Here is a 24402-nt window from a genome sequence, read left to right as displayed (position 1 = left end):
GTTTATTGTGCAAGAAAGGTCAGGATCGCGTCGCGGGTAGCCTGCGGTTGTTCTTCCAATACCCAATGTCCGGTATTGACCAGTATTAATGAGTGCGGTTGCGTAGCAATGTGCAAGGCCTGCTCGGCCAAGGTTTTACCTCTCGAATTGTCGCCGCCGATGGTGAGCAGCGGAACCGTCAACTTATTCTGGGCAAAAGCCAGGTTGTCTTTCACATCATGCTCTACCCAGGCCGAATAAAGCTTGAATGCCGCCTCCATGCGCCCAGGTCGGGAGTAGTCCTCCACCAGCGCCTGGCGCACCTCTTCACGTACCGTACCGTTGCCCGCGAAGACAAAATTATCAAAAAACATGTCCAGGTAGGTTTTCTCCTGCCTCTGGATCATGGACAGGGCCGTTTTACCAAAAAAGCGAAAGTGCCATTTACTTGCCACGCCCGCGTCAATATTGCCGTTGTAAGCGGTTTCCCATCCAGGGATGCCAGGAATGAATCCATCCATCAAGATGATATGTTTGGTTTCATCGGGGTAAAGCGCGCCGTAGGCATAGGCAATGATTAAACCCATGTCGTGACCAATAATATCGACCTGCTTGATGTTCAGGAGGGTTACCAGTTCGTGTAAATCATGCGCCATGCTTTTTTTGTCATAGCCACCTGTTGAAATATCAGTTTCGCCAGCACCGCGATAATCAGGAACGATCGGGGTAAAACCAGCACGCACCAATGGCCCCATCAACGTCTCCCAGCTGCGCCAACTTCCCGGAAACCCATGCACCAGCAAAACCGGGTGTTCGCCATTACCGCTCATAAGATAGTGAAGGCGAATGCCATTCACCTGCGCATAGGCGCGGGTAAATAGCACACCGTCCACAACAATGCCGCCTTGTTCCACGGAGGGCGATGTGGCGTGGCGTTGAGAAGACACGGCTGTGACGCCTGACCAGGCGATCGTATTCATCAATTTTTTATCCATTTCTGAAACCGGGTTTAAACATCTGAAAATGGAAAGGCAATTTTTCAAGTGGTTAAAGCCTGATGGGATCCGGAACCCCACCGATACTGTCGAAGATGACAGTTCCGACAAACGGCAAAACAGAATTGGACTGTCAGACTCTTCTTGGCTGTAGGAAAGCGCGCATTTTCTTTTCCGAAATTTCCTGTTCGCTCCTAATACCGTGCTGCCGGGATTGCGACTTGCTAGCGCTGCAACGTCTTATTCATTGCTCCGAAATTCGTCCGGCTTAGCGTTCCAAAGGCCAACGGATAACGTCCCTTGAACAGGAGCCTTAGTAATGAATGAACCCTTGCAGTCCCCATACACCAACGAAGTCTCTGCTGAATACCTCCGCCATTTGGACGACTTGTACGTGGAGCAACGGCAACTCGACGATTACAGCGAAGAAGTCGTGGCATGGATTAATCGACAAAAGGCGCACGTCCAAGCTCATCCTCCCATCGCTATTTACCGAGTGGCCACCGAGGGCAGCCAGACGCGTAACGGCGGAACGATCCAGCAAGTGTCATCGTCGTTGACGTTCACCCTGGATAATGGCTGGAAAGTACGAGCTGCGCAGAAAGGCGATCAGGTTGTGTATGCCGATGGCACCACGGCACGGATCATAACCGCCGCCGGGGAAGCCAACAGCAACATCGCACTGGTCGGCAGCCGCCTGAGCAATGGCGACGAGATCATCAATACACTTCAGAGACGTTTCCTGATCATCGTGCGTGAAGGTGTGCCGATGGCAGAGGATTTTTTGCCTGCTCTCAGGCTGGCGGATGTTCATCGCCTGCACTCGAATGCGATGAAGGAGAACATCCAATGAACGAGGGTTACTTCATCGGTCAGGGTGACAAGACCACGTGCGGTGGGAAAGTGCTGGATGGCGACGGCAAGGTGAACATGTTTGGCCTGCAGCATGCCCGCGAAGATGACCGCGTCTCTTGTGGTAAAGACGGGAACACCTATCAGATCAGGGGCGGTATAGGGCACATGGTCAGCCATGGCAGGCATATGGCCGGCACCCTGGATAGCCACAGTACCTGCCCCTGCAAAGCACGACTGATCCCCTCGGTATTCTGGGTCACCTACAAAAATGCAGACCCCGCACCGCAAGCCAGCCGAGTCGCTCAACTGGCTTGACGTCCCTGTGGGAGCTGCCGAAGGCTCGGGCCGCGTTCGGACGATCTCTTGATCTTTCGCTTGGGACTCAAGTGTCTGGGAAAGATCGCAGCCTCGTTGCACTCGACAGCTCCTACACAGTTCCTATATCCCAGCGGGGACTTCAAAAGGTGCTTTTTTATTGCACCTTCGCCAAATCCCCTTTCAACGCAACACCCGCCATGATCGCGCCGGCGTGGCATTCGTAGGTGGTGGAGTCCTTGCGTTCGTTGCTCTTGTAGAAGCTGACGATGTTGGTGACGGCATTGGCGCCGGCGTTCTTGGCGGCTTGGTGCAGGCTGATCAGGGCCGATTGCAGGACCCATTCGCAGGCTACTTCATCGGATTTGTTGAAGGCGTTGGTTTTCTTGTTGGTCACCGCCCCTGGGCTGATCACGGTGATGTTGCCGGCCGGTTTGTTACCCGCCAGGTAGAACTTCACGCTGCCGTCGATCTTGCCGGTGCGGATGGCTTCGGCGACGACTTTGTCGAACGGCAGGAACAGCGCGGTATCACGGGCCTGGCTGAGGCTTGGCAGGGTGCTGAGCAACAGGGCGGCGGTCACGGCGATTTTCTTCAACGACATCATGGTCTCCTTGACGAGGGGTAACAGGGTTTTGAATCCGATTCAGTGCCAGCGGCGGAAAATCAGCGAGGTGTTGACCCCACCAAAGGCGAAGTTGTTGTTCATCACGTATTCGTTGCTCATCGACCTGAACTCGTTACGCAGGTAATCGAGCTTGCCGCATTGGGGATCAACCTCATCGAGGTTGAAGGTGTGCACGTAGAGGTCGCGGTTCATCATTTCGATGCTGAACCAGGACTCCAGCGCGCCGCAGGCACCCAGGGTGTGACCGAGGAAACTCTTCTGCGAGCTGATGGGCATGTGTTCGCCAAACAGGCTGCTGGTGGCCAGGGTTTCGGCGATGTCACCTTGTTCGGTGGCGGTGCCGTGGCCGTTGACGTAGCCGATGGCCGAGGGTTCGAGGCCGGCATCTTCCAGGGCCAGTTCCATGGCCCGGCGCATGGTGAGCAGTTCGGGGCGGGTGGCGTGCTGGCCGTCGGCGTTGCTGCCAAAGCCGACGATCTCGGCATGGATCCGTGCGCCGCGTGCCAACGCATGTTCCAGTTCTTCAAGCACGAGCATGCCGGCGCCTTCACCGATCACCAGGCCGTCGCGGTCCTTGTCGTAGGGGCGCGGGCTGGTTTGCGGTGCTTCGTTTTTCAGGCTGGTGGCGTAGAGCGCATCGAACACCATCGCTTCGGTCGGGCACAGCTCTTCGGCGCCACCGGCAAGCATCAACGGCAGGCGCCCGAATTTGATGGCCTCGTAGGCATAGCCGATGCCATGGCTGCCGCTGGTGCAGGCGCTGGAGGTGGGGATCAGGCGCCCGGTCAAGCCGAAGAAGATGCTGATGTTGGCCGCCGTGGTGTGGGGCATCATTCGCACGTAGGAGTTGGCGTTCAACCCTTCGGCCACGCTGTTGAGCAGCATGTTGCCAAAGGCCTTGATCTCGTCGGTGCTGCCGGTGGACGAACCGCAGGACACGCCCATGCGCCCGTCCTTGATCGATTCGTCGCCCAGCAGGCCGGCGTCGGCCAGGGCCTGTTCCGCCGACGCGACCGCCAGGCGCGAAACCCGGCCCATGCTGCGCAGTTGCTTGCGGGTCCAGTGGGCCGGGACCTGGAAGTCGTCGATGGGCCCGGCCAGGCGGGTGTTCAGTTCGGTGAAACGGTCCCACTCATTCATGCGCCGGATGCCGCTGCGGTTGGCGGCGAAGTTGGCGGCGATGGTTTCCCAGTCGCTGCCTATGGAGGTGATACCGGCCATGCCGGTGACGACGACGCGCTTCATCAGCACAAGCCTCCGTTGACGGCCAGGACCTGCCGGGTGATGTAGCCGGCTTCGGCGGACATCAGGAAGTTCACCGCACCCGCCACTTCTTCCGGGGTGCCCATGCGCTGGGCGGGGATCATTTTCATCAGTTCTTCCACGGGTACGTTTTCATCGAGCATGGCGGTGTCGATCAGGCCTGGCGCGACGCAATTGACGGTGATCTTGCGCTTGCCCAGCTCGATTGCCAACGCCTTGGCCGCGCCGATCAACCCGGCCTTCGAGGCGCTGTAGTTGACCTGGCCGCGATTGCCGATCAGCCCGGAAACCGAGGTGATGCAGACGATCCTCCCGGCGGCGCGACGACGGATCATCGGCATCATCACCGGATGCAGCACGTTATAGAAACCGTCGAGGTTGGTGCGCATCACCACATCCCAGTCGTCTTCGCTCAGGGCCGGGAAGGCACCATCGCGGGTCAGGCCAGCGTTGAGCACCACGCCGTAATAGGCGCCGTGGGTTTCGACATCGGCTTCGAGAATGGCCTTGCACGCGGCCCGGTCGGCCACGTCGAATTGCAGCACCCGGGCGTTGCGGCCCAGGGCCTGGATTTGCGCCTGGACCGTCTCGGCCTCGGCGCGGCCGCTGCGGCAGTGCAGCACGATGTCGTGCCCGGCCCGGGCCAGGCGCAGGGCGATGGCGCGGCCGATGCCACGGCTGGAGCCGGTGACCAATACGGATTCAGTCATGACGGGTTTCCTGTTGCGGACGGTTCATGAAGGTAATGGGCGGCCTGGGGCGGACGGAATACGTTGAGCCGGGCCGTGGCATGGATGCCGGGGGCGTGGATGTGGCATTCGAACACGCCCATGCCGTTGTCGTCTTCCAGGGAGCGCACGCCGTGGATGGTCAGCTCGACGCCGGCGGGAAAACACTCGACGTTGCATTCGAACTTGCGGGTGCCGAGCAAAAAGCCCAGGGCCACGGCATCACCCCGTTGGCGTGCATGGCAACCGGCAAAGGCGGCGACGCTTTGGGCCATCAGCTCGATGCCGACCCAGGCCGGCAGCGCGCCATCGTCGCGGCTGAACAAACCGCCGGGCTTGACGGTGACATGGGTATGGATCTGTTCGTCATCGAACGACAGGATCCGGTCGATGAGGATCATGTCGCCGGCATGGGGCAGCAGTTCGGCGAGCGGCCAGTCAATCATGGGGCGTCTCCGATAATCAGGCTGACGTTGTTGCCGCCGAATGCAAATGAATTGCTCATCAGGCGGCGCGGGGTGGTCGGGTTCAGGTGGGTGCCGGCGGTGACCCAGTCCAGCGCTGGCAGGGCCGGATCGGCCTGGCCGTCCCAGACATGCGGCGGCAGGGCCAGGGCGGTATTTTCTGCGCTCAGGGCCAACCAGCAGAATGCCGCTTCCAGTGCCCCGGCCGCGCCGAGAGTATGGCCGGTCATGGGCTTGGTGGACGAGCAGGGCACGCCCGCTGGAAACAGCCCGGCCACCGCCTGGCTTTCCATGGCGTCATTGTGTTGCGTGGCGGTGCCGTGCAGGTTCAGGTAGTCGATCTGGCTGGCCTCGAGGCCAGCGCAACGCAGGGCTTTTTCCATAGCCTGGCGGGCGCCGCGACCGTTGGGTTCAGGTGCGGAAATATGGTGGGCATCGGAACTGGCGCCGTCGCCGAGCAAGGCAATCGGTATCCCGTCGCCTGGCGTCTTGCTCATGAGGAACAGCACGGCTGCTTCGCCAATGTTGATGCCGCTGCGGTTCACCGAAAACGGATTGCAGCGTTCGTTCGACACCGCTTCCAGTGCGGAAAAACCGTTGAGGGTCAGTTTGCACAGGCTGTCCACGCCACCGCACAGCACGGCATCGCACAGGCCCAGGTCCAGCAGGCGCCGGGCGCTCATCAAGGCGCGGGCGCTGGAGGTGCAAGCCGTGGAAATCACGTAGGACGGACCGCTCAGGCCGAGCCAGTCGGAAAGAAAGTTGGCCGGCGCGCTGAGTTCCTGTTGCTGGTAGTCGTAGCCGTCGGGGAAGTGTTGCTCGCGCAGGTAATGGGCAATGCCCTGGCTGGCCTCATCGATCCCCGAAGTGCTGGTGCCCAACACGATGCCGATGCGGGCGCGACCGTAGGCCTGGATGGCCTGGTCGATCTCGGCGCGAATCTGCAGCCCGGCTTCCAGCAGCAGCTGATTGTTGCGGCTGCGGTGCGCCAACAGGGTTGGGGGGATGGGGGCGAGTTCACCCGGCACCGCGGCAACCGGTAATGCACGTTCGGCGACCCAGCCGTCCTTGATACGAACGCCCGAACAGTCGCCGGCAAACAGGTTGCGCGCGACGGTGTGCTTGTCGCGGCCCAGGGCACAGATCACCCCGAGGGCATTCAAATAGGCGGTCATGGGGCGTTCTCGGTCAACGGTGTGATGCGGTAGCGGGGGCCTTGGGGCAGGCTCATTTCAAAATCCAGCGGCTGCGTGTAGCGCACCTGCCAGCGGGAATCGAGGGTCCGTTGCGACGCTTGTTGCCGGGCGGTCGGGTAGTTGCCCGGCAGTTCGGCTTCGGGGGTCAGGGCGAACAACAGCGCGGCGAACAACTCCCGGGCTTCGGCATTGGGCGGCAGCAGACCGTCGGCCTGCCACTGGCCAGCGACCAGGCGCTGGCGGGCCACGGGAATGCCCAGCGGGTCCATCATCGACCAACGGATGCCGGCGTCTTCGCGCTGGATCACCAGCAGCCAGTCCTGGCGTTGGCCGGCCAATGTCCGCTCGATGTGCAGTTGCATCGGCAAGGCCAGGGTTGGCGTGCGCTCGGGCAGCGGCGCATGGCTGGCGCAGGCACTGAGCAGCAACAGGCAGCCGACAAGCAGGGCACGAATCATCCGATGGCCCCTTCGACGGGTTTGCGAGCCACCGCATTGACCAGGGTTTCCTCGCGCTCGCCGAACGGTTTGGCCCGGCGCAGGCCAAAACGCTCCAGCAAGCCGAAGTCCTTGGCGCGGCTCCACCACAGGTACGGGTAGGACACGTTACGGGCTTCGAACTGGAAGCCTTGCCCGCGGATCATCTCCAGATACTGCGCGGCACTTTTCTGCACATGCATGGGATGACGGAACAGCCAGCGGATCACCCAGGTGTCGATGTAGGCTTCGGTGGATTCGGCAAACATCAAATAGCCGCCGGGCTTGAGTACGCGATAGAACTCGGCGAGGGCTTTTTCCTGCTCCACCAAGTGATGGAAGGTCTGGTGGCAGAACAGCAGGTCGACGCTGGCATCGGGCACCGCCAACGTTGCGCAGTCGCTGCCGATCAGTTCCACGGCCATGCCTTGGCGTGTGGCTTCCTCCCGGCTCAGGTCCAGGCTATGGGGGTCGGCATCCACCCCGATCAGGCGTTGTGGCGCGAACACCTGGCGCAGGTATTGGAACGACTTGCCCTGGCCGCAGCCGGCGTCGAGCAGCACCGGGTTGGCCGGCAGCGGGGTGCTGAACAGGCTGCGCAGGTCGTTGATCGCCACGCGCAACACATGGTGCTGCCAGGTGTGGCTGCGCAGGAACCAGAAGCCGAAGCGGGTTTCTTCGACGTAGTTGTCGCTCAAGTAGCTCATGGTTGCAGACTCATGGCGCCGGACTCGCGCAGATTTCCGAGAGCACGCGCAGGCGCCGCTTGGGTTCGCTGACAAACGGATTGCGCTGATCCCAGGCGTAGCCGGCCAGGATCGAGCTGATCATGCGGCGGATGTCGTCCGAGCCTTCGGTGTAGAAAATCACGTCCTGGAAGGTGCCGGCGTACCAGCCCTCGACATAGCAGCGGAAGGTGTCGACGCCGCGCTTGAGCGGCTCGGCGAACTCGCTTTGCCAATCCACGCTTTCACCTTGCAACTGACGATGGAGTACGTCGGCGGCCATGCTCGCCGAGCGCATGGCAATGGTCACGCCGGAGGAAAACACCGGGTCGAGGAATTCCGCGGCGTTGCCCAGCAGGGCGAAGCCCTGGCCGTGCAGGGTCTTGACGTTGGCCGAGTAGCCGCCGATGGTCCGCGCCGGGGTGTCCCATACGGCGTTCTGCAGCACGCCGGCCAGGCTTGGGGTTTCATTGATGAAACCGCGCAGGCAGGCATCGAGGTCGTCGGTGCGGCCAGCGAAATGTTCCGCCGCCGCGACCACGCCCACCGAGCAGCGCCCGCCGCTGAACGGAATGGTCCAGAACCACACGTCGCGTTTGCTCGGGTGGGTGGTGATCAGGATCTTCTCTCGATCGAACGCCGGGGCGTCGATGCGATCCTCGATGTGCGTGAACACCGCCTGGCGCACCGGGAAATTCGACGGTGCTTCAAGGTCCAGCAGGCGCGGCAGGACACGGCCATAGCCGCTGGCATCGAGCACGAAGTCGGCCTCGACGCCGTACTCGCTGCCATCTTCGCGCTGCACGCCCAGTTGGGGCTTGGCGAGGCTGAAGTCGGCGCTGGTGATCGCTTGGCCGTAGCGGATCTCCACGCCTTGCAGGACGGCCTGGTCGGCCAGTAACTTGTCGAAGTCGGCACGTTGTACCTGGAAGGTCGTGGGCTTGCCGTTGCTGAAGGTATCGCCGAAATCGAAGGCGCTGTAGCGCTCGCCCCAGGCAAACGCGGCGCCGTTCTTGCGCTGGAACCCGGCGGCATTCACCGCGTCGAGCATGCCGGCTTCTTCGACGAAATCCAGGCAATGGGACAACAGGCTCTCACCGATGGAGAACCGGGGGAAATGCTGGCGCTCGATGACCAGCACATCGTGGCCCTTGCGCTTGAGCAACGCGGCGGCGATGGCGCCGGAAGGGCCTGCGCCGATGATGACGACCTGTCGACGTTCCATTTCAACTGTTGGCACTGGAGCTCCTGGCCGGGACGGCAATCGAGGGAATACGGTGGAAACCGGTCACGGCCGGCAGTAATGTGGCGATCAGTCCCATCAGCATCAGCGTGAAATACAACGCTGGGCTGATGAGCTGTTGTTGCAAGAGCAGATTGAGGAAGACGATTTCACTCAAGCCGCGAATGTTCAGCAGGACACTTTCACGCCAGCGACTGGCGCCGGCGAATGACGCGGCGGCCCAACCCAGGCCCAGCCAGTTGCCCAGCATTTTGCTGGCAATGGGCAACAGCAGCAACGCCGTCAATTGCACCCAGTCGAGGCTGCTCATGGCGCTGTGGACGTCGATCTGCACAATGCCGAACGTGAGGATCAGCGGGATCGCCAGGTATGTCTGCAAGCCCTGCATCCAGGTGATATTGAGCGGCAGCCTCAAGGGCACTTTGAGCGCGGCCATGCACAGCAGATAACCAATGCCGACGATCAGTGCATTGAGCCGATAGTGCTCGGCCACCACCAGCAGGGCAAAAAACACACCGCTGTACAGCAACGGCTGGCGCAGGCCAACCAGGCGCAACAGCAGCGGCACGCAGGCGCCGGCCAACGGCAACAGCAGGCTGCCCAGGTGGAGACTGCCCTGGGCCAGGCCGAACAGGCTCCAGCAGGCCAGGTCGATCAGGATCGCCGTTTGCACCAGTCGCCGGGTGGCGGCGGGTGGGTAGTCGATGTGACGCAGGTACAGGTACAGCACCGGGATCGCCGTGATCGCAAACAGCAGTCCCACCGCCAGGGAGCTGATCCAGGGCTGGGGCGGCAGCAGCCAGAACGCTGTCGCCAGACCGCAGGCGAATGGAACGACGAAGCTTGGCAGGGCGATTTTCACGCTCTGGCGGTCCAGGCGCAGGTCGATCACGTCGCTGAGGATGTGCCCCAGCAACAGCGCGAACGCGAGGCTGTAGAGGTTCTTTAGCCACACCGGCGATACCAGTTGTACGCCGCTGAGTTGCCAGCCCGGTTCGATCCAGAAATACATCAGCAGCGGCAGGCCGAAGGTCGCCAGCAACAACTGGCTGACAATCGGGATCAACCCGAAGCGAGCACCCAGGCGTGTGGCGACTGCGAACAGCCCCAGGGCCATGAGCCAGAACAGCAGGGTCATCATTGGGCGGGCTCCGCGACCGTCGCCGCGTGGGCTTGATGTCCCGCCCACGGCGCCAACATGAAGCTGAAGGCCAGCCCCAGGCTCACCGCCAGGCCGAAGTTGCTCACCGCCGGTGTACTGGACAGCGCCAGCAGGCCGAACGACAGCCAGGTGGTGACCGCCGCCAGGAACGTGCCCAGCAGACTCACGGCGGCACCGCCGATCTGCTCGCGCATCAGGATCGCGTAGTCGACGCCGATGGCCGTCACCAGCAACAGGCCGAACAGGCTGAACAAGGTCAGTGGCTGCCCCAGCCAGCCTAGGCTCGCCAGGCTGCACAGTGCGGCCAGCAACGGCAATGCCACGATGCGCAAGGCGCCGCCGACACCAAACGGCCAGATCAGCACCAGCACAATCAGCACGCAGGAGGCCAGTTTCAACTCGGCGGCGCTGACCTGCGTGGCGGCGAAGACTCGGTTCAGGTCGCCCAGGCGATCCACCAGTTGTACGCCTGGCAGATCCACCGCTTGTACCCGCAGCAGCGTCGCATCGTTCAAACCTTGCAAGCTGACCACCGCCGCGACGCCTTGCGCTGTTGGTCCGAGCCAGAGTGTGCGATACGGCTCGGCCAACGGACCGACCAGCGCGGCGTCAATGTCGGTCACTGGCAGGGCCTGTAATTGCGCCAGCTCTGCTTGTAGCGCAGCGACCGGGACGCCCAGGTCCAGCAGCGGTTGCCAGAAGGCTGGCAAGCGGGCCAGGGCCTCACGCACTTTCTGCTGTTCGGCTGGCGGGCTGACCAGTTGGTTCAGCGACAGGTAGCCCTGGAGCTTTTCCAGGCCGATCAACTGATCCAGCCGCTCGTTGAGGGCGGTCTGGCGCTCCAGCAGTTGGGATTGATCGTCGGCGCGGATCAGGAAAAACTGACTGGTGGGCTGGAAACCGGTGATGCGCGCGATGTCGCGGGCTTCGTCGGTAAGGTGCTGGGGCGTGCCGATCCACTGGCGGATGTCGTTTTTCGTGGTCAGGTGCCAGAGCCCACCCGCGCAGAACGTCAGCAACAACATCAGCAGGACCGGCGTGCGTACCCGTTTCAGCAGGGCTTCACGGGCCTTGAGCAGGTATTGGCAGACCTGGAGCGGCCATTGGGCGGGGCGCAACTCTGCGCCCTTGAGCAGCGCCGGCAGCAGGCAGACGGCGCTCAGGTAGGCGCCCACCAGCCCGGCGGCGGAAAATATCGCGATCTGGGTCAGGGCCGGGAACGGCGTCCAGGCCAGGGCCAGGTAGCCGATGCAGGTGGTCACAAGGCTCAGGCTCAGCCCCGGCAGGGTCAGGCGCAAGGCCGGCCAGCTGCGCCAGGGCTTCAGGCTCCAGCTCTTGGACAGGTAGTGCAGCGGGTAATCCACGGCTACGCCAATCAGGCTGGAACCCAGGACCAGGGTCATGACATGCATGCGGCCAAACAAGGCCACGCAGGCCACCGCGCCAAACAGCACGCCCACCAGCACCGGCACGAACGCCAGCCATACGCGCAGGCGCCGGAAGGCCAGCAACAGCAGCAGCAAGATGCCGACGGTCGCGCCACCGCCGACCCAGGTGATTTCCCGCGATGCCTGTTGCTGGCCGCTGGCGGCGTACAGCAGGCCGCTGGCCGCCAGCAGTTGACCTTGGGCCTGGCTCGCCTGGTCGCGACTGCGTTGCAGCAGCTCGGCCACTTGCAGCGGCAGATTCATGTCGAAGGCGTTGCCCTGGGCGCGGGCCCGCAGCATCACCCAGCTTTTACCGTCGGCATCGGCGACCAACGCACCGCTGCCGATGTCGAACTTTATCGCGCCGCGCTGTGGCTGGCTGTTCTGGATGCGCCCGGTCAGGCCCAGCCAGTCGTCCTGGTTCGGCACCAGGCTGAAGCCGCTGAACGGATCGAACAGGGCCTGCACCCGTTGTTGGATGAACGCCTGGGGCTGCTCGATCAATTGCTGGCGGTCCGCCGCCGAGAGCATCGCCAGCCGCCCGGTGAGCAATTGCGCGCGCAGCGCCGGCAAGTCGGCCTGCAACGTCCATTGCACCTTGTCGAACAGACCGCTGGCCTGCCATTGCTCGCCGAGTGTTTGCGCCAGGGCGATGGCTTGCTGGCGATCGGTGTGACCGACCAGCACCAGCATCTCGCGATTGAGCGGCTCCTGCATGCGTTGTTCGGCGATGAGCTCCAGGGCATCGGGCGACGTGCCCGGCACCAGTTCCATGAGATTGGCCGACAGCGGCGCGCCGTTACGCCATTGCCAACCGGCGAGCGCGAGCACTGCCAGCAGCAGGATCAGGAACAGCCGGGGCAGCATCCGTTCACTCGGCAAAATCATGTTGCTCCGCTTCGCTCAAGGGTTGTGCGCTGTTGCTGTCCTGCATGCGCAGCACGGTACTGTCGCCTTGGGTTTCCAGCAGTTCGATGCGCTGCACCAGTTCGCCGCCGTCGATGTTGATCTGGTTGAAAACCTGTTTGAGCAGCACCGAGCGCGGGGTCAGGGTGAGCTTCCATTGTTGCGGCTCGCCCGACAGGCTCAGTTCGAAATCCCGTTGCAGGCCTGTGCTGTCTCCTTGCAATACCGCCAGGAACAAGCGGTTCTGCTCGGCGCCGGCGCTCTTGTTCGGCAGCATCTGCCAGGCGTTACCGTCTCGCCGGGCGATGCCCTGGGCGGTGATGCGGTAGTCCTGTTGCAGCGGGGTTTGCAGCAGCCACAGCAGCCCGTGGTTTTTCGCCAGCACGAAGCGTCCCTTGCTGGTGAGGGGCTGGGGCAGGGCGCGCAGGTGCTTTTCCTGGATGAACTGCCCGTGGATCACTTCCGGGCGGGCCAGTTGATCGCTCAACTGTTGCAAGTCGAACGCCTGGGCCACGGGTGCCAGGCAGCACAGCAACAGCCAGGCTGACAGGCGCTTCATGGCAGTTTCCTTTCCACGGCTTCGACAAAGACCCGGGGCGAGGCCAGCAGCATTTCGCGACTGGCGAGGTCCACGGCCACTTGCACCGAACTGGCACGGGTCAAGCGGTCGCCGGTGGTTGCGTCGCTGATCAGGTAATTGATCTTCAGCCGGTTTTCCCACTCCACCAGGCTGGCGCGCACGGTCAGGGCCTGGCCGAACATGGCGCTGCGCACGTAGCGCAGTTGCAGGTCGATGATCGGCCATGCGTGGCCGGATTCGAGCATGTCGTTGTAGTTGTGGCCGATCAGGTCGAGCAAGGCGCAGCGGGCCACTTCCAGGTATTTGACATAGTGGCCGTGCCAGACCACGTTCATCGAATCGACATCGAAAAATGGCACCACGACCTGCGTGTCGACGTGCAAGACACCTTGGTTACGCATGCAGCCTCCAGTGTTGGTTGGCGATGCGTTGCAGGCACAGGCGCAGTTCACCTTCCAGGGCGCGGTCCTCGATCACTGGCGGGAAATCCTCGGCCAGTTGCTCGTGCATGGCGGCCAGGGCCGGCGGCAGTGGGCGGGCGTCTTCGGCACGGCTGCGCAGCCACACGCCCTGGTTGGCCGCCAGCAAGGTGGCGGCGGCGACTTGTTCGGTCAGCTCCAGTACGCGGATGGCGTCGCGGGCGGCGATGGTGCCCATGCTCACCTTGTCCTGGTTGTGGCACTCGGTGGAACGCGAGAACACGCTGGCCGGCATGGTGTTTTTCAGGGCTTCGGCGGTCCAGGCACTGGTGCCGATCTGCACGGCCTTGAAGCCATGGTTGAGCATCGCCCGGTCGGCGCTGGCGCCGGAGAGGTTGCTTGGCAGGCCATGGTTGTAGCGCTCGTCCACCAGCAGCGCGAGCTGGCGGTCCAGCAAGTCGGCGACGTTGGCCACCAGGTTCTTCAGGCTGTCCATGGCGAAGGCGATATGTCCGCCGTAGAAATGCCCGCCGTGCAGCACGCGCTCGGCTTCGGCGTCGATGATCGGGTTGTCGTTGGCACTGTTGAGTTCGGTTTCGATGAACGCGCGCAGCCAACCCAGGCTGTCGGCCAATACCCCAAGCACATGGGGCGCGCAGCGCAGGGAATAGCGGTCCTGCAGGCGATGCAGCGGCGCGGTTGGGGCGTCGATCGCCAGGTCCTTGCGCAGCCATGCGGCGACTTGCATCTGCCCCGGGTGTGGCTTGGCGGCGAACAGGCGTTCGTCGAAGTGTTCCGGGTTGCCTTGCAGGGCGACGACGTTCAGCGCGGTGATGCGCGTCGCCAGTTGCAGCAGGTAGTCGGCGCGGGCGAAGGCCAGGCAGGCCAGGCCGGTCATCACGGCGGTGCCGTTCATCAGCGCCAGGGCCTCCTTGGGCCGCAGCACCAGCGGGGTCCAGCCCAGTTCGCGGTGCACATCGGCGGCCAGGCGCCGTTCGCCACGGAACATCACTTCCCGCTCGCCCGACAGCGTGGCGGCAACGTAGGACAGCGGCGTCAGGTCGCCGCTGGCGCCCACCGAGCCTTCTTCCGGAATCAGCGGCAGGATGTCGTGTTCGAGAAAGGCCTGGAGCCGTTCCAGCAGTTCCACCCGCACCCCCGACACGCCGTGGCACAGCGACTGCAGACGCGCCGCCAGCACCGCACGGGTGGCCTGGGCGTCGAGCAGCTTGCCCAGGCCGCAGCCGTGGAACGTGTACAGGTGACGCGGCAGGGCCTCGACGTGGTGCAACGGCACGGCCACCACGCAGGAGTCGCCGTAACCGGTGGTCACGCCGTAGATAACGCCTTCCTTGTCCAGCAAGGAATCGAGAAATTGCGCACCCTTGGCGATGCGCTGGCGGAACGCCGGATCATCCTGCAACTGCGTCGGTGCCTGACGGTTGGCCAGGGCCAGCACATCTTCGATGCGCAAGGGGCGTTCGCCGAAGGTTACCGGCTCAAGAGTGGGCATCGTCATCGGTCTTCCAGAAAGGGTAAAAGTTGAACCACTGTTGGGGGGCCTGGAGGCAGTATTGCGCCAGGCGCTCGGCGTAGCGGCCGGCCCAGTGGGCGATCACTTGCTCGCGGTCGTTGCGTTTCCACACCACGGCATCGGCGAAAGGTTCGAGGGTGACGCGATAGCGCCCCTCGTGCTTGAGGCACATCAGCAGGTTGACCGGGCATTTCAGCAGGCCGGCCAGTAGCCAGGGGCCCTGGGGAAAGGCGGCCGGGCGTCCCATGAAATCCACGGTCACGCTGCGCCCGCCGTGCAGCGGTACACGGTCGCCGGCAATTGCCAGCCACTCGCCGCGCTCCAGGCGTTCGCTCAACTGCAACATGATCACCGGGTCCAGCTCGCTGACCTGGATCAGCCGCAGATGCGTGGCACCGGCTTCGCCCAGCAAACGGTTGAACTGCTCGGCGTGCTTGGTGTGCACCAGCACGTTCATGGTCACTTTCTCGCCCAGCTCGGCCAGGGCCCGGCACATCTCCAGGTTGCCCAGGTGCGCGCCCACCAGCATTTGCCCACGGGTGTCTCGCAAATGATTGCGCAGCAGCGCCTTATCGACGATTTCGATCTGGTCGATGCTCAGCTTGCCGTTCCAGACGTCGAGCTTGTCCAGCAGGGAGTCGGCAAACGCCATGAACTGCCCGAACACCCGCCAGCGGGTCGGGCGCAGCTCGGGACGTGCGCTCCAGTCGGCCAGGCGCTGCTGATATTGCCGGGCCGCCTGACGGGCACTGCGGCCGAAAATGAAGAAGTACAGGACGATGCCGTACAGCACCGGGGTCAGCAAGCGCCGGCCGAGCACCTTGGCGGCGACTGCGGTGAGTTTCATCAGCCAGAAACTGCCGCGCTCCTGGCGGTCGGCCCAATGTTGCTTGTCTTGCTGAAGGCTCATGCCCGCCACCGTCGCCAGAGAATCAGGGGAAAGCGCACGAGCATGCCGAAGAACAACCGGGTGTGCATGCTGGAAATCAGCACGTTGTCGTGGAACAGGCGAAAGTGCGAGACCCCGTCCTGGGGGTAATGGACCCGCGTGTGCAGCCAGTGCATCGGCTGATTGCGCCAGGCCAGGCGCACGAGGATGTCCGAATCGAAATCCATGCGCTTGCCGATATTGGCCGAGTCGATCAGCGCCAGGGTCGGTGCCAGCGGATAGACCCGAAAGCCACACATGGAGTCGCGGATTTGCAAGGACAGGCTGTTGATCCAGACCATCACGTGGGTCAGGTAGCGCGCGTACAGGCGACCTTTCGGCACGCTGGCGTCGTAGCGCGGATAACCACAGATCACCGCGTCCGGGTGGGCACGGGATTGTTCGATGAAGACTTTCACGTCGCCTAGATCGTGCTGCCCGTCGGCGTCCACCTGCAAGGCGTGGCTGAAACCCAGGCGCGAAGCCTCGCGTAGGCCGGTCATTACCGCGCCGCCCTTGCCCTGGTTGACCGCCAGCCTGACCAGATGAACCCGCTCGCCCTCGGCCAGCCGATCGAGCACGGCGGCACACGCCGGGCTGCTGGCGTCATCCACCAGCACGCAGGGCAGGCCGTTGGCGAGCAACGCCTGGACCACCGCCGAGATGGCGGTTTCGTGGTTGTAGACCGGTATGACGGCGCAGGGGTTATGCATGCTCATCCCTTTCCCCCAGCACAATCCGCCCGCTGGAGCAGGCCGCCGTGTCATTGCGGTAGGCGAAGTACAGCTTGCCGCGCTCGCGGTCGAAGCGCAGGTGCAGTTGGATTTCATCGCCGGGGCGCACCAGTTGCTGGAATTTCAGCACTTCCATGCCGACGAACCGGGGCGGCAGATCCAGCAATTGGCGGCCCAGGCTCAAGGCCCAATCGACCTGCACCACGCCCGGCAGTACCGGCGCGGTGGGGAAGTGACCGCTGAAGTACGCCAGGTCTGGCGGTACGACCAGCTGCAGGCTCCACTCACCGTCGGTTTCGACGCGTTCCAACACTTCGGGAGCCTTGGGCCGTGGCGCCATCAGCAGCGCCTCGACCTCGGCCTGGGGCAGCTTGCCCTGGGCGTTGAGCGGCAACTGCCGCAACCAGCGCCAGCGCCGTGGCAGGGCGAGGGGTTCGCAATGTTCGCTCAGGCGCCGGCGCAGGCCTTCGGTAACGGCGCGCCGGCCCTGGTTGCGCAAGGCACGCAGGCCGACGTCGCTCAGCACCAGCAGCGCGCCGAGGGAGGCACGATTCTCCTGCACCACCCCCAGCCGCGCTTCGCTGACCCAGTCGTGGGCCGCCAGCGCTTGTTCGAGCATCGGCAGGGAGATGCGTTTTTCTTCGAGCTTGACGATACGGTCCAGTCGCCCGAGCAACTCGAAGCGCCCATCTTCGGCGATTCGTGCCGCGTCGGCGGTGTGTTCCACATGCCCGGTCGGCAGATAGGGCGAGGCGATCAGCAAGGCGCCGTCGCTGTCCTGGCTCAGTTCGACGTCGGCAAAGGGTTGCCACAATCCGCTGCCCTGGCGCCAGGCGATGCCGCCGGTTTCCGAACTGCCGAAAATTTCCGTCGGCCATTGCCCCAGGCGCTGCTGCAAGCTTTGCGCTGCCTCGGGGGGCAAGGCGCCGCCAGAGGAGAACACCCGGCGCACGCAGCTCAAGGCCGGCCAATCGAGGTTGTCGCCCATGCGCTTGAGCAGTGCCGGGCTGGCGACCCAGGCGAAGGTCGGTTGCTCGCGGCTGGCGCGTTGCAGGTCTTCCGGGAAGGCCAATTGCCGACGCACGAACGCACGCCCGGCGCACAGCGGCCACAGCACCCGGAACAGCAACCCGTAGATGTGCTGGGTAGCAACGCTGCCGATCATGCAGGCCGGGCCCAGGTCGGCGCCCCACAGGTGTTCCAGGGCCTGGACCTCGTTGCTTAACTGGCGCAGGGTTTTCTCTATGCGCTTGGGCTCGCCGCTGGAGCCGGAGGTGCACAGGCTCAGCCAGCAGTGATCGAGGTCCAGTTCGGCGGCGTCCATCGGCGCCTGTTGCAAGTTGCCGGGATGTGTATCGCCGGGCTGGTCGGTCAGCCACAGGTCCACGTCCGCCGCCCAGCGCTGGCGTGTCTGCGCTTGCAGGTCGGCGGGAAGCAGGACTCGGACCCCGGCGCGCCAGGCACCGAGCAGGGCGACGGCGAGGTCGGCGGCATCTTCCAGGTGCACCGCCACATGCCGCACGCCCCGAGCTTGCAGGCCAGCCGCCAGGCGCAACGCCGCGTCCCGCAGTTGCGAGTGATTCAGCGCCGGATCGACCGCAACGGCGCGTTCCGGCTGAGCCTTGAGCAGCACCTGCTCAAGTGTTATCCAATTCATGGGCGGCCTCTTACCCGTTGTCGTATGAGCCATTCAATGGCAAACAGCAGCCCCATCAATCCGTAGGAAATCAGGCCGGTGTACAACATCCACCAGCTCAGCGGCGCCCAGAGGGTCAGGGCGGCGGCGAGCAAACCGTTACATAGGAAAAACACACTCCAGGCCACCGTGACCTGGCGCGTATACACCACCGCCTTGGCCGGCAGCTGCGGTTCGCGCAGGCGGGCCAGGCGTTCGATCATCGGCGGGCCGTATTTCAGGCTCAGCACGAACAACCCGAGCATGAACGCGCTGATCAGCACCGGGTACCAGCGCAGCAGGAGCGGGCTGTCGAACAGCGCGAGCAATATACAGAACACGATTGCCGTGGCCGCCATCCAGCGGCTGCCGGTCCCACCCTTGCCAAGCAACGCCCGGGCCAGCCACAGGCTGCCCAGCAGCAGCCCGAACTGCCACGGGGCGAAGTGCTCCATGCCGAAATACACCGCAAAGGGGTAGAGCAGGCCCGCCAGCAGCAAGCCGAGGCCAATCAGCCGGGTCATGCGGCCGGTTGAACCAGTCGATAAACTGCCTCGACCACGTCATTGACGGTGCGCACCGACTTGAATTCTTCGGCGGCGATTTTCTTGCCGGTCTGGCGCTTGATGTGGTCGATCAGGTCGACCGCGTCGATGCTGTCGATTTCCAGGTCCTGGTACAGGTTCGATTCCAGCGTCACACGCTCAGGGTCCAGCTCGAAAAGCTCGACCAGAGCATCGCGCAGGGTGTGGAAAATATCGTCACGAGTTTGCATGATCCGGTCTCAGGGGCGTTTTGCAGTGACGAAGGCCGCAAGGCTTGCCACATTGCTGAAATGGTTACGGGTGTCCTTGGCGTCGGCGTCTATCTTGATGCCGTACTCCTTCTGGATCGCCAGGCCTAGTTCCAGGGCATCCACCGAGTCCAGGCCCAGGCCTTCGCCGAACAGGGTCTGGTGGTCGCCGATGTCGTCGATGCCGATGTCTTCCAGGCCGAGGGCGTCGATGATCAGCTGTTTGATGTCACGGTGCAGATCGCTCATCTTCGGCGAGCTCCTTGATGTAATAGTGATGCAAAAAATCGTTGAGCCTGCGCGAAGCCTGGGGAGGCGGGCCGAGCGCGGCGAACGCCTGTGGGTCTATATCGGCCCCGACGTGAAAACTGAAGTGCACGCGGCGCTGAGGGATGCGATACCAGGGTTCAGCCTTGGTCAGTGTCGTGGGGCAGACCTTGATCGTGACGGGTGTGAGGATTTTCGCACCCCGCAGGGCGATGGCCGCCGCCCCCCGATGAAAGGCCGGCACCTGGCCTGGCTGGGTGCGCGTCCCTTCGGGGAAGACGATCAGCGTCTGGCCCTCTTGCAGGGCGTCGCTGGCGGCATCGAGCATGTCCATGCTGCCGTCGTTGCTGATGTATTGGGTCGAATGCAGCGGGCCCCGGGTAAAGGGGTTGTCCCAGAGGCTTTGCTTGACCACGCAGTTGGCGTCGCGCACCAGCCCGATCAGGAACACCACGTCGATCAGCGACGGGTGGTTGGCAATGATCATCTGCCCGGGGCGCCCGAGTCGTTCGGCGCCATCGATCTGATAGGTGAGCACGCCGGTGCGGGCCATGAACCGGATAAAGAACCAGAACAACCGCCCGACCGTGCGGCGCGCCCTTAGGCGGTGGGCCTGGGCATCGCCGGGCCACCAGGCCAGCAGCGGGAACACCAGCAAACGCAGGCACAGCCCGCCCAGCCCGAACAGGACGAAGCTTGCGGCGGTCGCGATCAGGCGCCAGTAATAGGCGTCGCGATGTTTACCCGTCACCGGTTGCGTTGCCAGGTCCATACACGATTCTTCCAGGCATGTTGGCAGGTGGTTTTGTCGTCCAGCAGCGTACGCAATAGATCCAGGGCATGGGGCCAGTCGCTGCCCGGTGATTGGCCGGCCTGCGCGCACAGGTCCAGTTGCCAGTCATCGCCCGGGGTCAGCAGCAGGCCCATGGCATAGGGAAACGGCACGTCATCGACCCACGGTGCATAGACTTGCGGAGGTTGTTCTTCGGTGATCACCAGCAGCACCGCAGGCGATCCTTCGTTCAACAGCGCGACGGCCTCCAGCACGCCGTGTTCCAGGCCGTCGCCAGTGGCGGCCAGGGCGGTCATTTCGCTGGTTTCGCCGCGCATGATCGACCACAGGCCAATCACCGCGTTGTGCACCGACAGACTGAATTGGGTCGGCGACAAAGGCTGGTCGGCTGCCAGGTCCTTGAGAATCTCAAAAGTGCGCGGGGTTTCGCCGTGGCGGGAAATAAAGACCAACGGTAGGTCCGGCCGGCCCTCGGCCAGCGGCCAGCCAACACTGAAGGCCATCCGCGCCAGGCGGCTGAGGCGCCGGCGCTGCATGGCCGGCAGGAACGAAACGTCAGGGGCGGCATCGCTGGCCGGCAATACGACCGGCTGTCGGCTCCATGCCTGCCAATCGTCCACGCTTTCGAGCCCAGGGGCCCATGCGCGCCATTGGGCGATATTGAAATTGATCACAAAAATTCATCCCACCCCTGCGGGCTTTTATTGTCACGGTTCAGTGGCTTGACCCGCGTCCATCCCTGCATGGTCTTGAGACCCAAGTGGCGCGCATTATCCCGGTGCGACTGGCTTGTAGCAAATATTGGTTACATTTTGCCCAACGAAATGTACGAGTTGGTCCGCTCAAGGCCAGGCTTGGACCATTGTCGCGATCATCATGAGCCTGTCTGTCGGTTGTTTCTGTCACGGTCTGGACGAATTGACGCCTGAATCGTTGGAAAAGCCACTGTTGCTTGTAGTCCTTCTACGCAGAAGGTAGCTAAGCGGTGTCGCTGCCTACTACACTCGGGAATCTTTGATACACGGAGGTTTTGACATGCGGCGTGTGGTGTTCAATCAGAAAGGTGGCGTGGGCAAATCCAGTATCGCCTGCAATCTGGCGGCAGTGAGCGCCAGCGAAGGCTATCGCACGCTGTTGGTGGACCTGGATGCCCAGGCCAACTCCACTCAATACCTGACTGGTTTGACCGGCGATGACATTCCCATGGGCATTGCCGACTTCTTCAAGCAAACCCTGTCGTCCGGGCCGTTCTCGAAAAAGAACAAGGTGGATATCTACGAAACGCCGTTCGACAACCTGCACGTGATCACCGCCACGGCGGAGCTGACGGATCTGCAGCCCAAGCTTGAGGCCAAGCACAAGATCAACAAGCTGCGCAAACTGCTTGAAGAGCTGGAGGAAGATTACGACCGGATTTACCTGGACACCCCGCCCGCACTGAATTTCTATGCGGTTTCAGCATTGATCGCCGCCGATCGGGTACTGATCCCCTTCGACTGCGACAGCTTCTCCAGGCAGGCGCTGTATGGCCTGCTGGCGGAAATCGAAGAGCTCAAGGACGACCATAACGAAGGCCTGGAAGTCGAAGGCATCGTGGTCAACCAGTTCCAGGCGCGGGCCAGCCTGCCGCAGCAGATTCTCGACGAACTGATCGCCGAAGGGCTGCCGGTATTGCCGGTGTACCTGAGCAGTTCGGTGCGCATGCGCGAATCCCACCAGGCCAGCCTGCCGCTGATCCACCTCGACCCACGGCACAAGCTGACCTTGCAGTTCATGGAGCTGCATAGCCTGCTGGAAAGCGCCTGATCTGGCCTGTGTAAAACCAATGTGGGAGCAACTGTGTGGGAGCAAAGCCCGCTCCCGCATGAGCGACTTGATTCAAATCCCCTGGCTGCGCAGCCAAGCCATCAACTGCGGCAACGGCAACGCCCCACTCTGGCGTGCCACTTCCCGGCCGTCCTTGAACAGGATCAGGCTGGGAATCGAGCGGATTCCCAACTGCGCCGATAATTGCTGGTTGGCCTCGCTGTCGAGCTTGGCCAAGCGGCATTTGCCCGCCAGCTGCGCAGTGGCTTGTTCGAACACGGGCGCGAAGGACTTGCACGGCCCACACCAATCGGCCCATACATCCACCAGCAATGGCAGGTCGCCTTTGATCTGGCTGGCGTAGTCGCCTTGCTTGAGTTCGAAAGGCTTGTTCAATAACACCTGGGCCTTGCAGCGCCCGCACTTGGGCTGGTCGCCCAGGCGTTCGGCGGGTATGCGATTGAGCCCGTTGCAATGGGGGCAGGGGATCAGCATCAGGTCAGTCTCCAGAAAATCATTTGCACAGATTGAACACTATATAGAAACCACCACAAAAACCCCTGTGGGAGCGAGCTTGCTCGCGATGGCGGTGTATCAGTCAATTGCATCGACTGTCAGACCGCTATCGTCGGATCGCCGCCCGGAGCAAGCTCGCTCCCACAGGGGTAAATCGGTGTGGCTGTTATTTGGCGTTGGTCAGCGTGTTGTAGCTGGTCATCAGGTTGCGGTAGTCCGGGATGTGGTTGGAGAACAAGGTCGCCAGCCCTTCCACGTCGTTGCGCCAGTCGCGGTGCAGTTCACAAGCCAGGCCGAACCAGGTCATCAACTGAGCACCCGAGGACGACATGCGGTCCCAGGCCGATTGACGGGTCAGTTCGTTGAACGTGCCGGACGCATCGGTAACCACGAACACGTCGAAACCTTCGGCCAGGGCCGACAGTGCCGGGAAGGCCACGCAGACTTCAGTAACCACACCAGCGATGATCAGTTGCTTCTTGCCGGTGGCCTTGATGGCCTTGACGAAATCTTCGTTGTCCCAGGCGTTGATCTGGCCGGGGCGAGCGATGTACGGCGCGTCCGGGAACAGGCTCTTGAGCTCGGGCATCAACGGGCCGTTGGGGCCGGTTTCGAAGCTGGTGGTGAGGATGGTCGGCAGCTGGAAGTACTTCGCCAGATCGGCCAGGGCCAGCACGTTGTTCTTGAAACGGTCCGGGTCGATGTCGCGCACCAGGGACAGCAGGCCGGCTTGATGGTCCACCAGCAGGACGGCGGCGTTATCTTTGTCGAGACGGTTGTAGGAAGTGGTCATGGCGTAGTCCTCATTAAGTTTTGGTTGCCGAAGGTGTCGGCGTGGTTAAGGTTTTCAATGTCGGTGTAGCGATGTTCGGTGACTCATCCGGTCGAAGCGCCCCGGCTTCAACCCGTGTTGCGTTTCGATGGGTGTAGATTAAAACTGGCACCTTTGATGCGCTAGACTGCAAAAATCCGCCTTAGCGTTCTATTTGGAGAACGATCATCGAAGACCTCAACACGCTTTACTACTTCACCCAGGTGGTCGAGCACCGTGGGTTCGCCGCTGCGGGCCGGGCGCTGGACATGCCAAAGTCCAAGCTCAGCCGGCGTATCGCCCAGTTGGAAGATCGGCTCGGGGTACGCTTGCTCCATCGCACCAGCCGCCACTGCACATTGACGGAGATCGGCCAGGCCTATTACCAGCGCTGCCTGGCGATGCGGGTCGAAGCCGAGAGTGCAGCGGAAGTGATCGAGCGCAATCGCTCCGAGCCCCAAGGGCTGGTGCGCATCAGTTGCCCGACGGCACTGCTCAACAGTTGGGTCGGGCCGATGCTGACCCGCTATATGCTCAAGTATCCGCGGGTGGAGTTGTTCATCGAGAGCACCAACCGCCGGGTGGACCTGATCCATGAAGGGTTCGATATCGCCTTGCGGGTACGCTTTCCGCCGCTGGAAAACACCGACATGGTCATGAAAGTGCTGAGCAACAGTACCCAGTGCCTGGTGGGCAGTCCGGCTTACCTGGAACGCTTGTCTTCACCGGCTTCCCCGGCAGACCTCAACGGCTTGCCCAGCGTGCATTGGGGCGCGGCGCAGCGTGAATACCAGTGGGAATTGTTCGGCCCGGACGGCACCCGTGCGCTGATCCGCCATGAACCGCGCATGGTCACCGACGACCTGCTCGCCCTGCGTCACGCCGTGCTGGCCGGCATTGGCATTGCCCATCTGCCCACCGTGGTGGTCCGCGAAGACATAGCGGCCGGCCGGCTGGTGGAGCTGGTGCCGGGCTGGACACCCAAGTGCGGGATCGTCCATGCGATCTTTGCTTCACGACGCGGGTTGCTGCCGTCGGTGCGTACGCTGATTGATTTTCTGGCCGAGGAATTCAGTCAGAGTGATATGGCGTAGGGCAGACTCCCTTGAGTGAGCGTGCTTCTGTGGGAGCTGAGCTTGCTCGCGATGAACGATAACGCGGTCTTCCGGTAGGTCGAGGGTGCC

28 protein-coding genes are annotated in these 24402 nt (G+C 62.8%); 4 read left to right on the top strand and 24 right to left on the bottom strand.

Translation table 11 applies throughout. From position 1 onward, the window contains the following. Positions 1–2: 2 nt before the first annotated feature. Entirely contained in the window at positions 3–974 is a 972-nt protein-coding gene (locus tag KGA89_RS07095; RefSeq protein WP_223471046.1) for an alpha/beta fold hydrolase, read from the bottom strand. 319 nt (positions 975–1293) lie between these two features. Between KGA89_RS07095 and KGA89_RS07090 the strand changes: the two genes are divergently transcribed. Beyond that, complete coding sequence (locus tag KGA89_RS07090; protein ID WP_223471044.1) at positions 1294–1827, top strand: hypothetical protein; 534 nt, start codon at positions 1294–1296, stop codon at positions 1825–1827. Then, on the top strand, positions 1824–2144 hold the full coding sequence (locus KGA89_RS07085; protein ID WP_223471042.1) for a PAAR domain-containing protein: 321 nt from the start codon (positions 1824–1826) through the stop codon (positions 2142–2144). Before KGA89_RS07090 ends, KGA89_RS07085 begins: the two co-directional genes overlap by 4 nt. 157 nt (positions 2145–2301) lie before the next feature. On the opposite strand, the gene KGA89_RS07080 is transcribed toward KGA89_RS07085, so the two are convergent. From KGA89_RS07080 to KGA89_RS06980, 21 genes are read right to left on the bottom strand one after another with little or no spacing between them, the layout of a single operon-like run. Continuing rightward, positions 2302–2748, bottom strand: coding sequence for an excinuclease (locus tag KGA89_RS07080; RefSeq protein WP_223471040.1), 447 nt, complete (start codon positions 2746–2748; stop codon positions 2302–2304). Positions 2749–2790: 42 nt separating this feature from the next. Then, a complete protein-coding gene (locus KGA89_RS07075; RefSeq protein ID WP_223471038.1) occupies positions 2791–4017 on the bottom strand; it encodes a beta-ketoacyl-ACP synthase in 1227 nt (408 codons plus the stop codon). Continuing rightward, positions 4017–4745: a 3-oxoacyl-ACP reductase FabG gene (fabG, locus tag KGA89_RS07070; protein WP_223471036.1), complete on the bottom strand. Its 729-nt coding sequence runs from the start codon at positions 4743–4745 to the stop codon at positions 4017–4019. The genes KGA89_RS07075 and fabG overlap by 1 nt, the downstream gene beginning before the upstream one ends. Next, positions 4742–5209, bottom strand: coding sequence for a hotdog family protein (locus KGA89_RS07065; protein WP_214511531.1), 468 nt, complete (start codon positions 5207–5209; stop codon positions 4742–4744). Before KGA89_RS07065 ends, fabG begins: the two co-directional genes overlap by 4 nt. Further along, positions 5206–6402 (bottom strand): beta-ketoacyl-[acyl-carrier-protein] synthase family protein, encoded by a 1197-nt coding sequence (locus tag KGA89_RS07060; RefSeq protein WP_223471034.1) that lies wholly within the window; start codon positions 6400–6402, stop codon positions 5206–5208. The genes KGA89_RS07065 and KGA89_RS07060 overlap by 4 nt, the downstream gene beginning before the upstream one ends. Further along, positions 6399–6881 (bottom strand): DUF3261 domain-containing protein, encoded by a 483-nt coding sequence (locus KGA89_RS07055; RefSeq protein WP_003197018.1) that lies wholly within the window; start codon positions 6879–6881, stop codon positions 6399–6401. Before KGA89_RS07055 ends, KGA89_RS07060 begins: the two co-directional genes overlap by 4 nt. Beyond that, the gene (locus KGA89_RS07050; protein ID WP_223471032.1) at positions 6878–7606 is read right to left on the bottom strand and encodes a class I SAM-dependent methyltransferase; all 729 of its coding nucleotides are present in this window, start codon (positions 7604–7606) and stop codon (positions 6878–6880) included. Before KGA89_RS07050 ends, KGA89_RS07055 begins: the two co-directional genes overlap by 4 nt. A gap of 10 nt (positions 7607–7616) precedes the next feature. Continuing rightward, positions 7617–8864 (bottom strand): NAD(P)/FAD-dependent oxidoreductase, encoded by a 1248-nt coding sequence (locus KGA89_RS07045; RefSeq protein WP_223471030.1) that lies wholly within the window; start codon positions 8862–8864, stop codon positions 7617–7619. Beyond that, the gene (locus KGA89_RS07040) at positions 8851–10008 is read right to left on the bottom strand and encodes a sodium:proton antiporter (protein ID WP_223471028.1); all 1158 of its coding nucleotides are present in this window, start codon (positions 10006–10008) and stop codon (positions 8851–8853) included. Before KGA89_RS07040 ends, KGA89_RS07045 begins: the two co-directional genes overlap by 14 nt. Next, positions 10005–12344 carry an MMPL family transporter gene (locus tag KGA89_RS07035; protein ID WP_223471026.1) on the bottom strand — a complete coding sequence of 780 codons (2340 nt, stop codon included), beginning with the start codon at positions 12342–12344 and terminating at the stop codon, positions 10005–10007. The genes KGA89_RS07040 and KGA89_RS07035 overlap by 4 nt, the downstream gene beginning before the upstream one ends. Next, positions 12328–12921 (bottom strand): outer membrane lipoprotein carrier protein LolA, encoded by a 594-nt coding sequence (locus KGA89_RS07030; RefSeq protein ID WP_003197028.1) that lies wholly within the window; start codon positions 12919–12921, stop codon positions 12328–12330. Before KGA89_RS07030 ends, KGA89_RS07035 begins: the two co-directional genes overlap by 17 nt. Further along, a complete protein-coding gene (locus tag KGA89_RS07025) occupies positions 12918–13343 on the bottom strand; it encodes an acyl-CoA thioesterase (RefSeq protein WP_003197029.1) in 426 nt (141 codons plus the stop codon). Before KGA89_RS07025 ends, KGA89_RS07030 begins: the two co-directional genes overlap by 4 nt. Next, positions 13336–14880: a histidine ammonia-lyase gene (gene hutH / locus KGA89_RS07020; protein WP_038859600.1), complete on the bottom strand. Its 1545-nt coding sequence runs from the start codon at positions 14878–14880 to the stop codon at positions 13336–13338. The genes KGA89_RS07025 and hutH overlap by 8 nt, the downstream gene beginning before the upstream one ends. Next, the gene (locus tag KGA89_RS07015; protein WP_223471024.1) at positions 14861–15805 is read right to left on the bottom strand and encodes a glycosyl transferase; all 945 of its coding nucleotides are present in this window, start codon (positions 15803–15805) and stop codon (positions 14861–14863) included. Before KGA89_RS07015 ends, hutH begins: the two co-directional genes overlap by 20 nt. Then, positions 15802–16536 (bottom strand): glycosyltransferase family 2 protein, encoded by a 735-nt coding sequence (locus tag KGA89_RS07010; RefSeq protein ID WP_013692101.1) that lies wholly within the window; start codon positions 16534–16536, stop codon positions 15802–15804. Before KGA89_RS07010 ends, KGA89_RS07015 begins: the two co-directional genes overlap by 4 nt. Beyond that, positions 16529–18214, bottom strand: coding sequence for an AMP-binding protein (locus KGA89_RS07005; RefSeq protein WP_223471022.1), 1686 nt, complete (start codon positions 18212–18214; stop codon positions 16529–16531). The genes KGA89_RS07010 and KGA89_RS07005 overlap by 8 nt, the downstream gene beginning before the upstream one ends. Then, entirely contained in the window at positions 18211–18756 is a 546-nt protein-coding gene (locus KGA89_RS07000; protein ID WP_223471020.1) for a hypothetical protein, read from the bottom strand. Before KGA89_RS07000 ends, KGA89_RS07005 begins: the two co-directional genes overlap by 4 nt. Next, positions 18753–19007 (bottom strand): acyl carrier protein, encoded by a 255-nt coding sequence (locus KGA89_RS06995; RefSeq protein ID WP_003197040.1) that lies wholly within the window; start codon positions 19005–19007, stop codon positions 18753–18755. Before KGA89_RS06995 ends, KGA89_RS07000 begins: the two co-directional genes overlap by 4 nt. Positions 19008–19016: 9 nt before the next feature. Beyond that, complete coding sequence (locus tag KGA89_RS06990) at positions 19017–19274, bottom strand: phosphopantetheine-binding protein (protein ID WP_014336216.1); 258 nt, start codon at positions 19272–19274, stop codon at positions 19017–19019. Next, on the bottom strand, positions 19255–20064 hold the full coding sequence (locus KGA89_RS06985) for a lysophospholipid acyltransferase family protein (protein ID WP_223471019.1): 810 nt from the start codon (positions 20062–20064) through the stop codon (positions 19255–19257). The genes KGA89_RS06990 and KGA89_RS06985 overlap by 20 nt, the downstream gene beginning before the upstream one ends. Continuing rightward, positions 20040–20765: a beta-ketoacyl synthase chain length factor gene (locus KGA89_RS06980; protein WP_027911932.1), complete on the bottom strand. Its 726-nt coding sequence runs from the start codon at positions 20763–20765 to the stop codon at positions 20040–20042. Before KGA89_RS06980 ends, KGA89_RS06985 begins: the two co-directional genes overlap by 25 nt. Positions 20766–21120: 355 nt before the next feature. Between KGA89_RS06980 and KGA89_RS06975 the strand changes: the two genes are divergently transcribed. Then, positions 21121–21891, top strand: a complete 771-nt coding sequence (locus KGA89_RS06975) for a ParA family protein (protein ID WP_003197050.1) — start codon at positions 21121–21123, stop codon at positions 21889–21891. A gap of 72 nt (positions 21892–21963) precedes the next feature. Here the strand turns inward: KGA89_RS06975 and trxC are convergent, their stop codons facing one another. Both trxC and ycaC read right to left on the bottom strand, forming a co-directional pair. Further along, positions 21964–22386, bottom strand: coding sequence for a thioredoxin TrxC (trxC, locus tag KGA89_RS06970; protein WP_223471018.1), 423 nt, complete (start codon positions 22384–22386; stop codon positions 21964–21966). A gap of 187 nt (positions 22387–22573) precedes the next feature. After that, positions 22574–23200, bottom strand: coding sequence for an isochorismate family cysteine hydrolase YcaC (ycaC, locus tag KGA89_RS06965; RefSeq protein ID WP_003197053.1), 627 nt, complete (start codon positions 23198–23200; stop codon positions 22574–22576). A gap of 206 nt (positions 23201–23406) precedes the next feature. Between ycaC and KGA89_RS06960 the strand changes: the two genes are divergently transcribed. Further along, positions 23407–24312: a LysR family transcriptional regulator gene (locus tag KGA89_RS06960; RefSeq protein WP_193384111.1), complete on the top strand. Its 906-nt coding sequence runs from the start codon at positions 23407–23409 to the stop codon at positions 24310–24312. The last annotated feature ends 90 nt before the right edge of the window (positions 24313–24402 follow it).

It is taken from the genome of Pseudomonas sp. A-RE-22, from assembly GCF_019956035.1.
Taxonomy (GTDB): Bacteria; Pseudomonadota; Gammaproteobacteria; order Pseudomonadales; family Pseudomonadaceae; genus Aquipseudomonas; species Aquipseudomonas brassicacearum.
This window is presented reverse-complemented; position numbering and strand designations above follow the sequence as displayed.

What these genes read in the sequence shown, in the direction of transcription:
- KGA89_RS07065 (WP_214511531.1), bottom strand. Translation starts at nt 5,209, where the DNA reads ATGATTGACTGGCCGCTCGCCGAACTGCTGCCCCATGCCGGCGACATG.
- KGA89_RS07060 (WP_223471034.1), bottom strand. Translation starts at nt 6,402, where the DNA reads ATGACCGCCTATTTGAATGCCCTCGGGGTGATCTGTGCCCTGGGCCGC.
- KGA89_RS07090 (WP_223471044.1), top strand. Translation starts at nt 1,294, where the DNA reads ATGAATGAACCCTTGCAGTCCCCATACACCAACGAAGTCTCTGCTGAA.
- ycaC (WP_003197053.1), bottom strand. Translation starts at nt 23,200, where the DNA reads ATGACCACTTCCTACAACCGTCTCGACAAAGATAACGCCGCCGTCCTG.
- KGA89_RS07005 (WP_223471022.1), bottom strand. Translation starts at nt 18,214, where the DNA reads ATGAATTGGATAACACTTGAGCAGGTGCTGCTCAAGGCTCAGCCGGAA.
- KGA89_RS07010 (WP_013692101.1), bottom strand. Translation starts at nt 16,536, where the DNA reads ATGCATAACCCCTGCGCCGTCATACCGGTCTACAACCACGAAACCGCC.
- KGA89_RS07080 (WP_223471040.1), bottom strand. Translation starts at nt 2,748, where the DNA reads ATGTCGTTGAAGAAAATCGCCGTGACCGCCGCCCTGTTGCTCAGCACC.
- trxC (WP_223471018.1), bottom strand. Translation starts at nt 22,386, where the DNA reads ATGCTGATCCCCTGCCCCCATTGCAACGGGCTCAATCGCATACCCGCC.
- KGA89_RS07035 (WP_223471026.1), bottom strand. Translation starts at nt 12,344, where the DNA reads ATGATTTTGCCGAGTGAACGGATGCTGCCCCGGCTGTTCCTGATCCTG.
- KGA89_RS07040 (WP_223471028.1), bottom strand. Translation starts at nt 10,008, where the DNA reads ATGATGACCCTGCTGTTCTGGCTCATGGCCCTGGGGCTGTTCGCAGTC.
- KGA89_RS06975 (WP_003197050.1), top strand. Translation starts at nt 21,121, where the DNA reads ATGCGGCGTGTGGTGTTCAATCAGAAAGGTGGCGTGGGCAAATCCAGT.
- KGA89_RS07025 (WP_003197029.1), bottom strand. Translation starts at nt 13,343, where the DNA reads ATGCGTAACCAAGGTGTCTTGCACGTCGACACGCAGGTCGTGGTGCCA.
- fabG (WP_223471036.1), bottom strand. Translation starts at nt 4,745, where the DNA reads ATGACTGAATCCGTATTGGTCACCGGCTCCAGCCGTGGCATCGGCCGC.
- KGA89_RS07095 (WP_223471046.1), bottom strand. Translation starts at nt 974, where the DNA reads ATGGATAAAAAATTGATGAATACGATCGCCTGGTCAGGCGTCACAGCC.
- KGA89_RS07075 (WP_223471038.1), bottom strand. Translation starts at nt 4,017, where the DNA reads ATGAAGCGCGTCGTCGTCACCGGCATGGCCGGTATCACCTCCATAGGC.
- KGA89_RS06985 (WP_223471019.1), bottom strand. Translation starts at nt 20,064, where the DNA reads ATGGACCTGGCAACGCAACCGGTGACGGGTAAACATCGCGACGCCTAT.
- KGA89_RS06990 (WP_014336216.1), bottom strand. Translation starts at nt 19,274, where the DNA reads ATGAGCGATCTGCACCGTGACATCAAACAGCTGATCATCGACGCCCTC.
- KGA89_RS06995 (WP_003197040.1), bottom strand. Translation starts at nt 19,007, where the DNA reads ATGCAAACTCGTGACGATATTTTCCACACCCTGCGCGATGCTCTGGTC.
- KGA89_RS07050 (WP_223471032.1), bottom strand. Translation starts at nt 7,606, where the DNA reads ATGAGCTACTTGAGCGACAACTACGTCGAAGAAACCCGCTTCGGCTTC.
- KGA89_RS07085 (WP_223471042.1), top strand. Translation starts at nt 1,824, where the DNA reads ATGAACGAGGGTTACTTCATCGGTCAGGGTGACAAGACCACGTGCGGT.
- hutH (WP_038859600.1), bottom strand. Translation starts at nt 14,880, where the DNA reads ATGACGATGCCCACTCTTGAGCCGGTAACCTTCGGCGAACGCCCCTTG.
- KGA89_RS07000 (WP_223471020.1), bottom strand. Translation starts at nt 18,756, where the DNA reads ATGACCCGGCTGATTGGCCTCGGCTTGCTGCTGGCGGGCCTGCTCTAC.
- KGA89_RS07030 (WP_003197028.1), bottom strand. Translation starts at nt 12,921, where the DNA reads ATGAAGCGCCTGTCAGCCTGGCTGTTGCTGTGCTGCCTGGCACCCGTG.
- KGA89_RS07055 (WP_003197018.1), bottom strand. Translation starts at nt 6,881, where the DNA reads ATGATTCGTGCCCTGCTTGTCGGCTGCCTGTTGCTGCTCAGTGCCTGC.
- KGA89_RS07015 (WP_223471024.1), bottom strand. Translation starts at nt 15,805, where the DNA reads ATGAGCCTTCAGCAAGACAAGCAACATTGGGCCGACCGCCAGGAGCGC.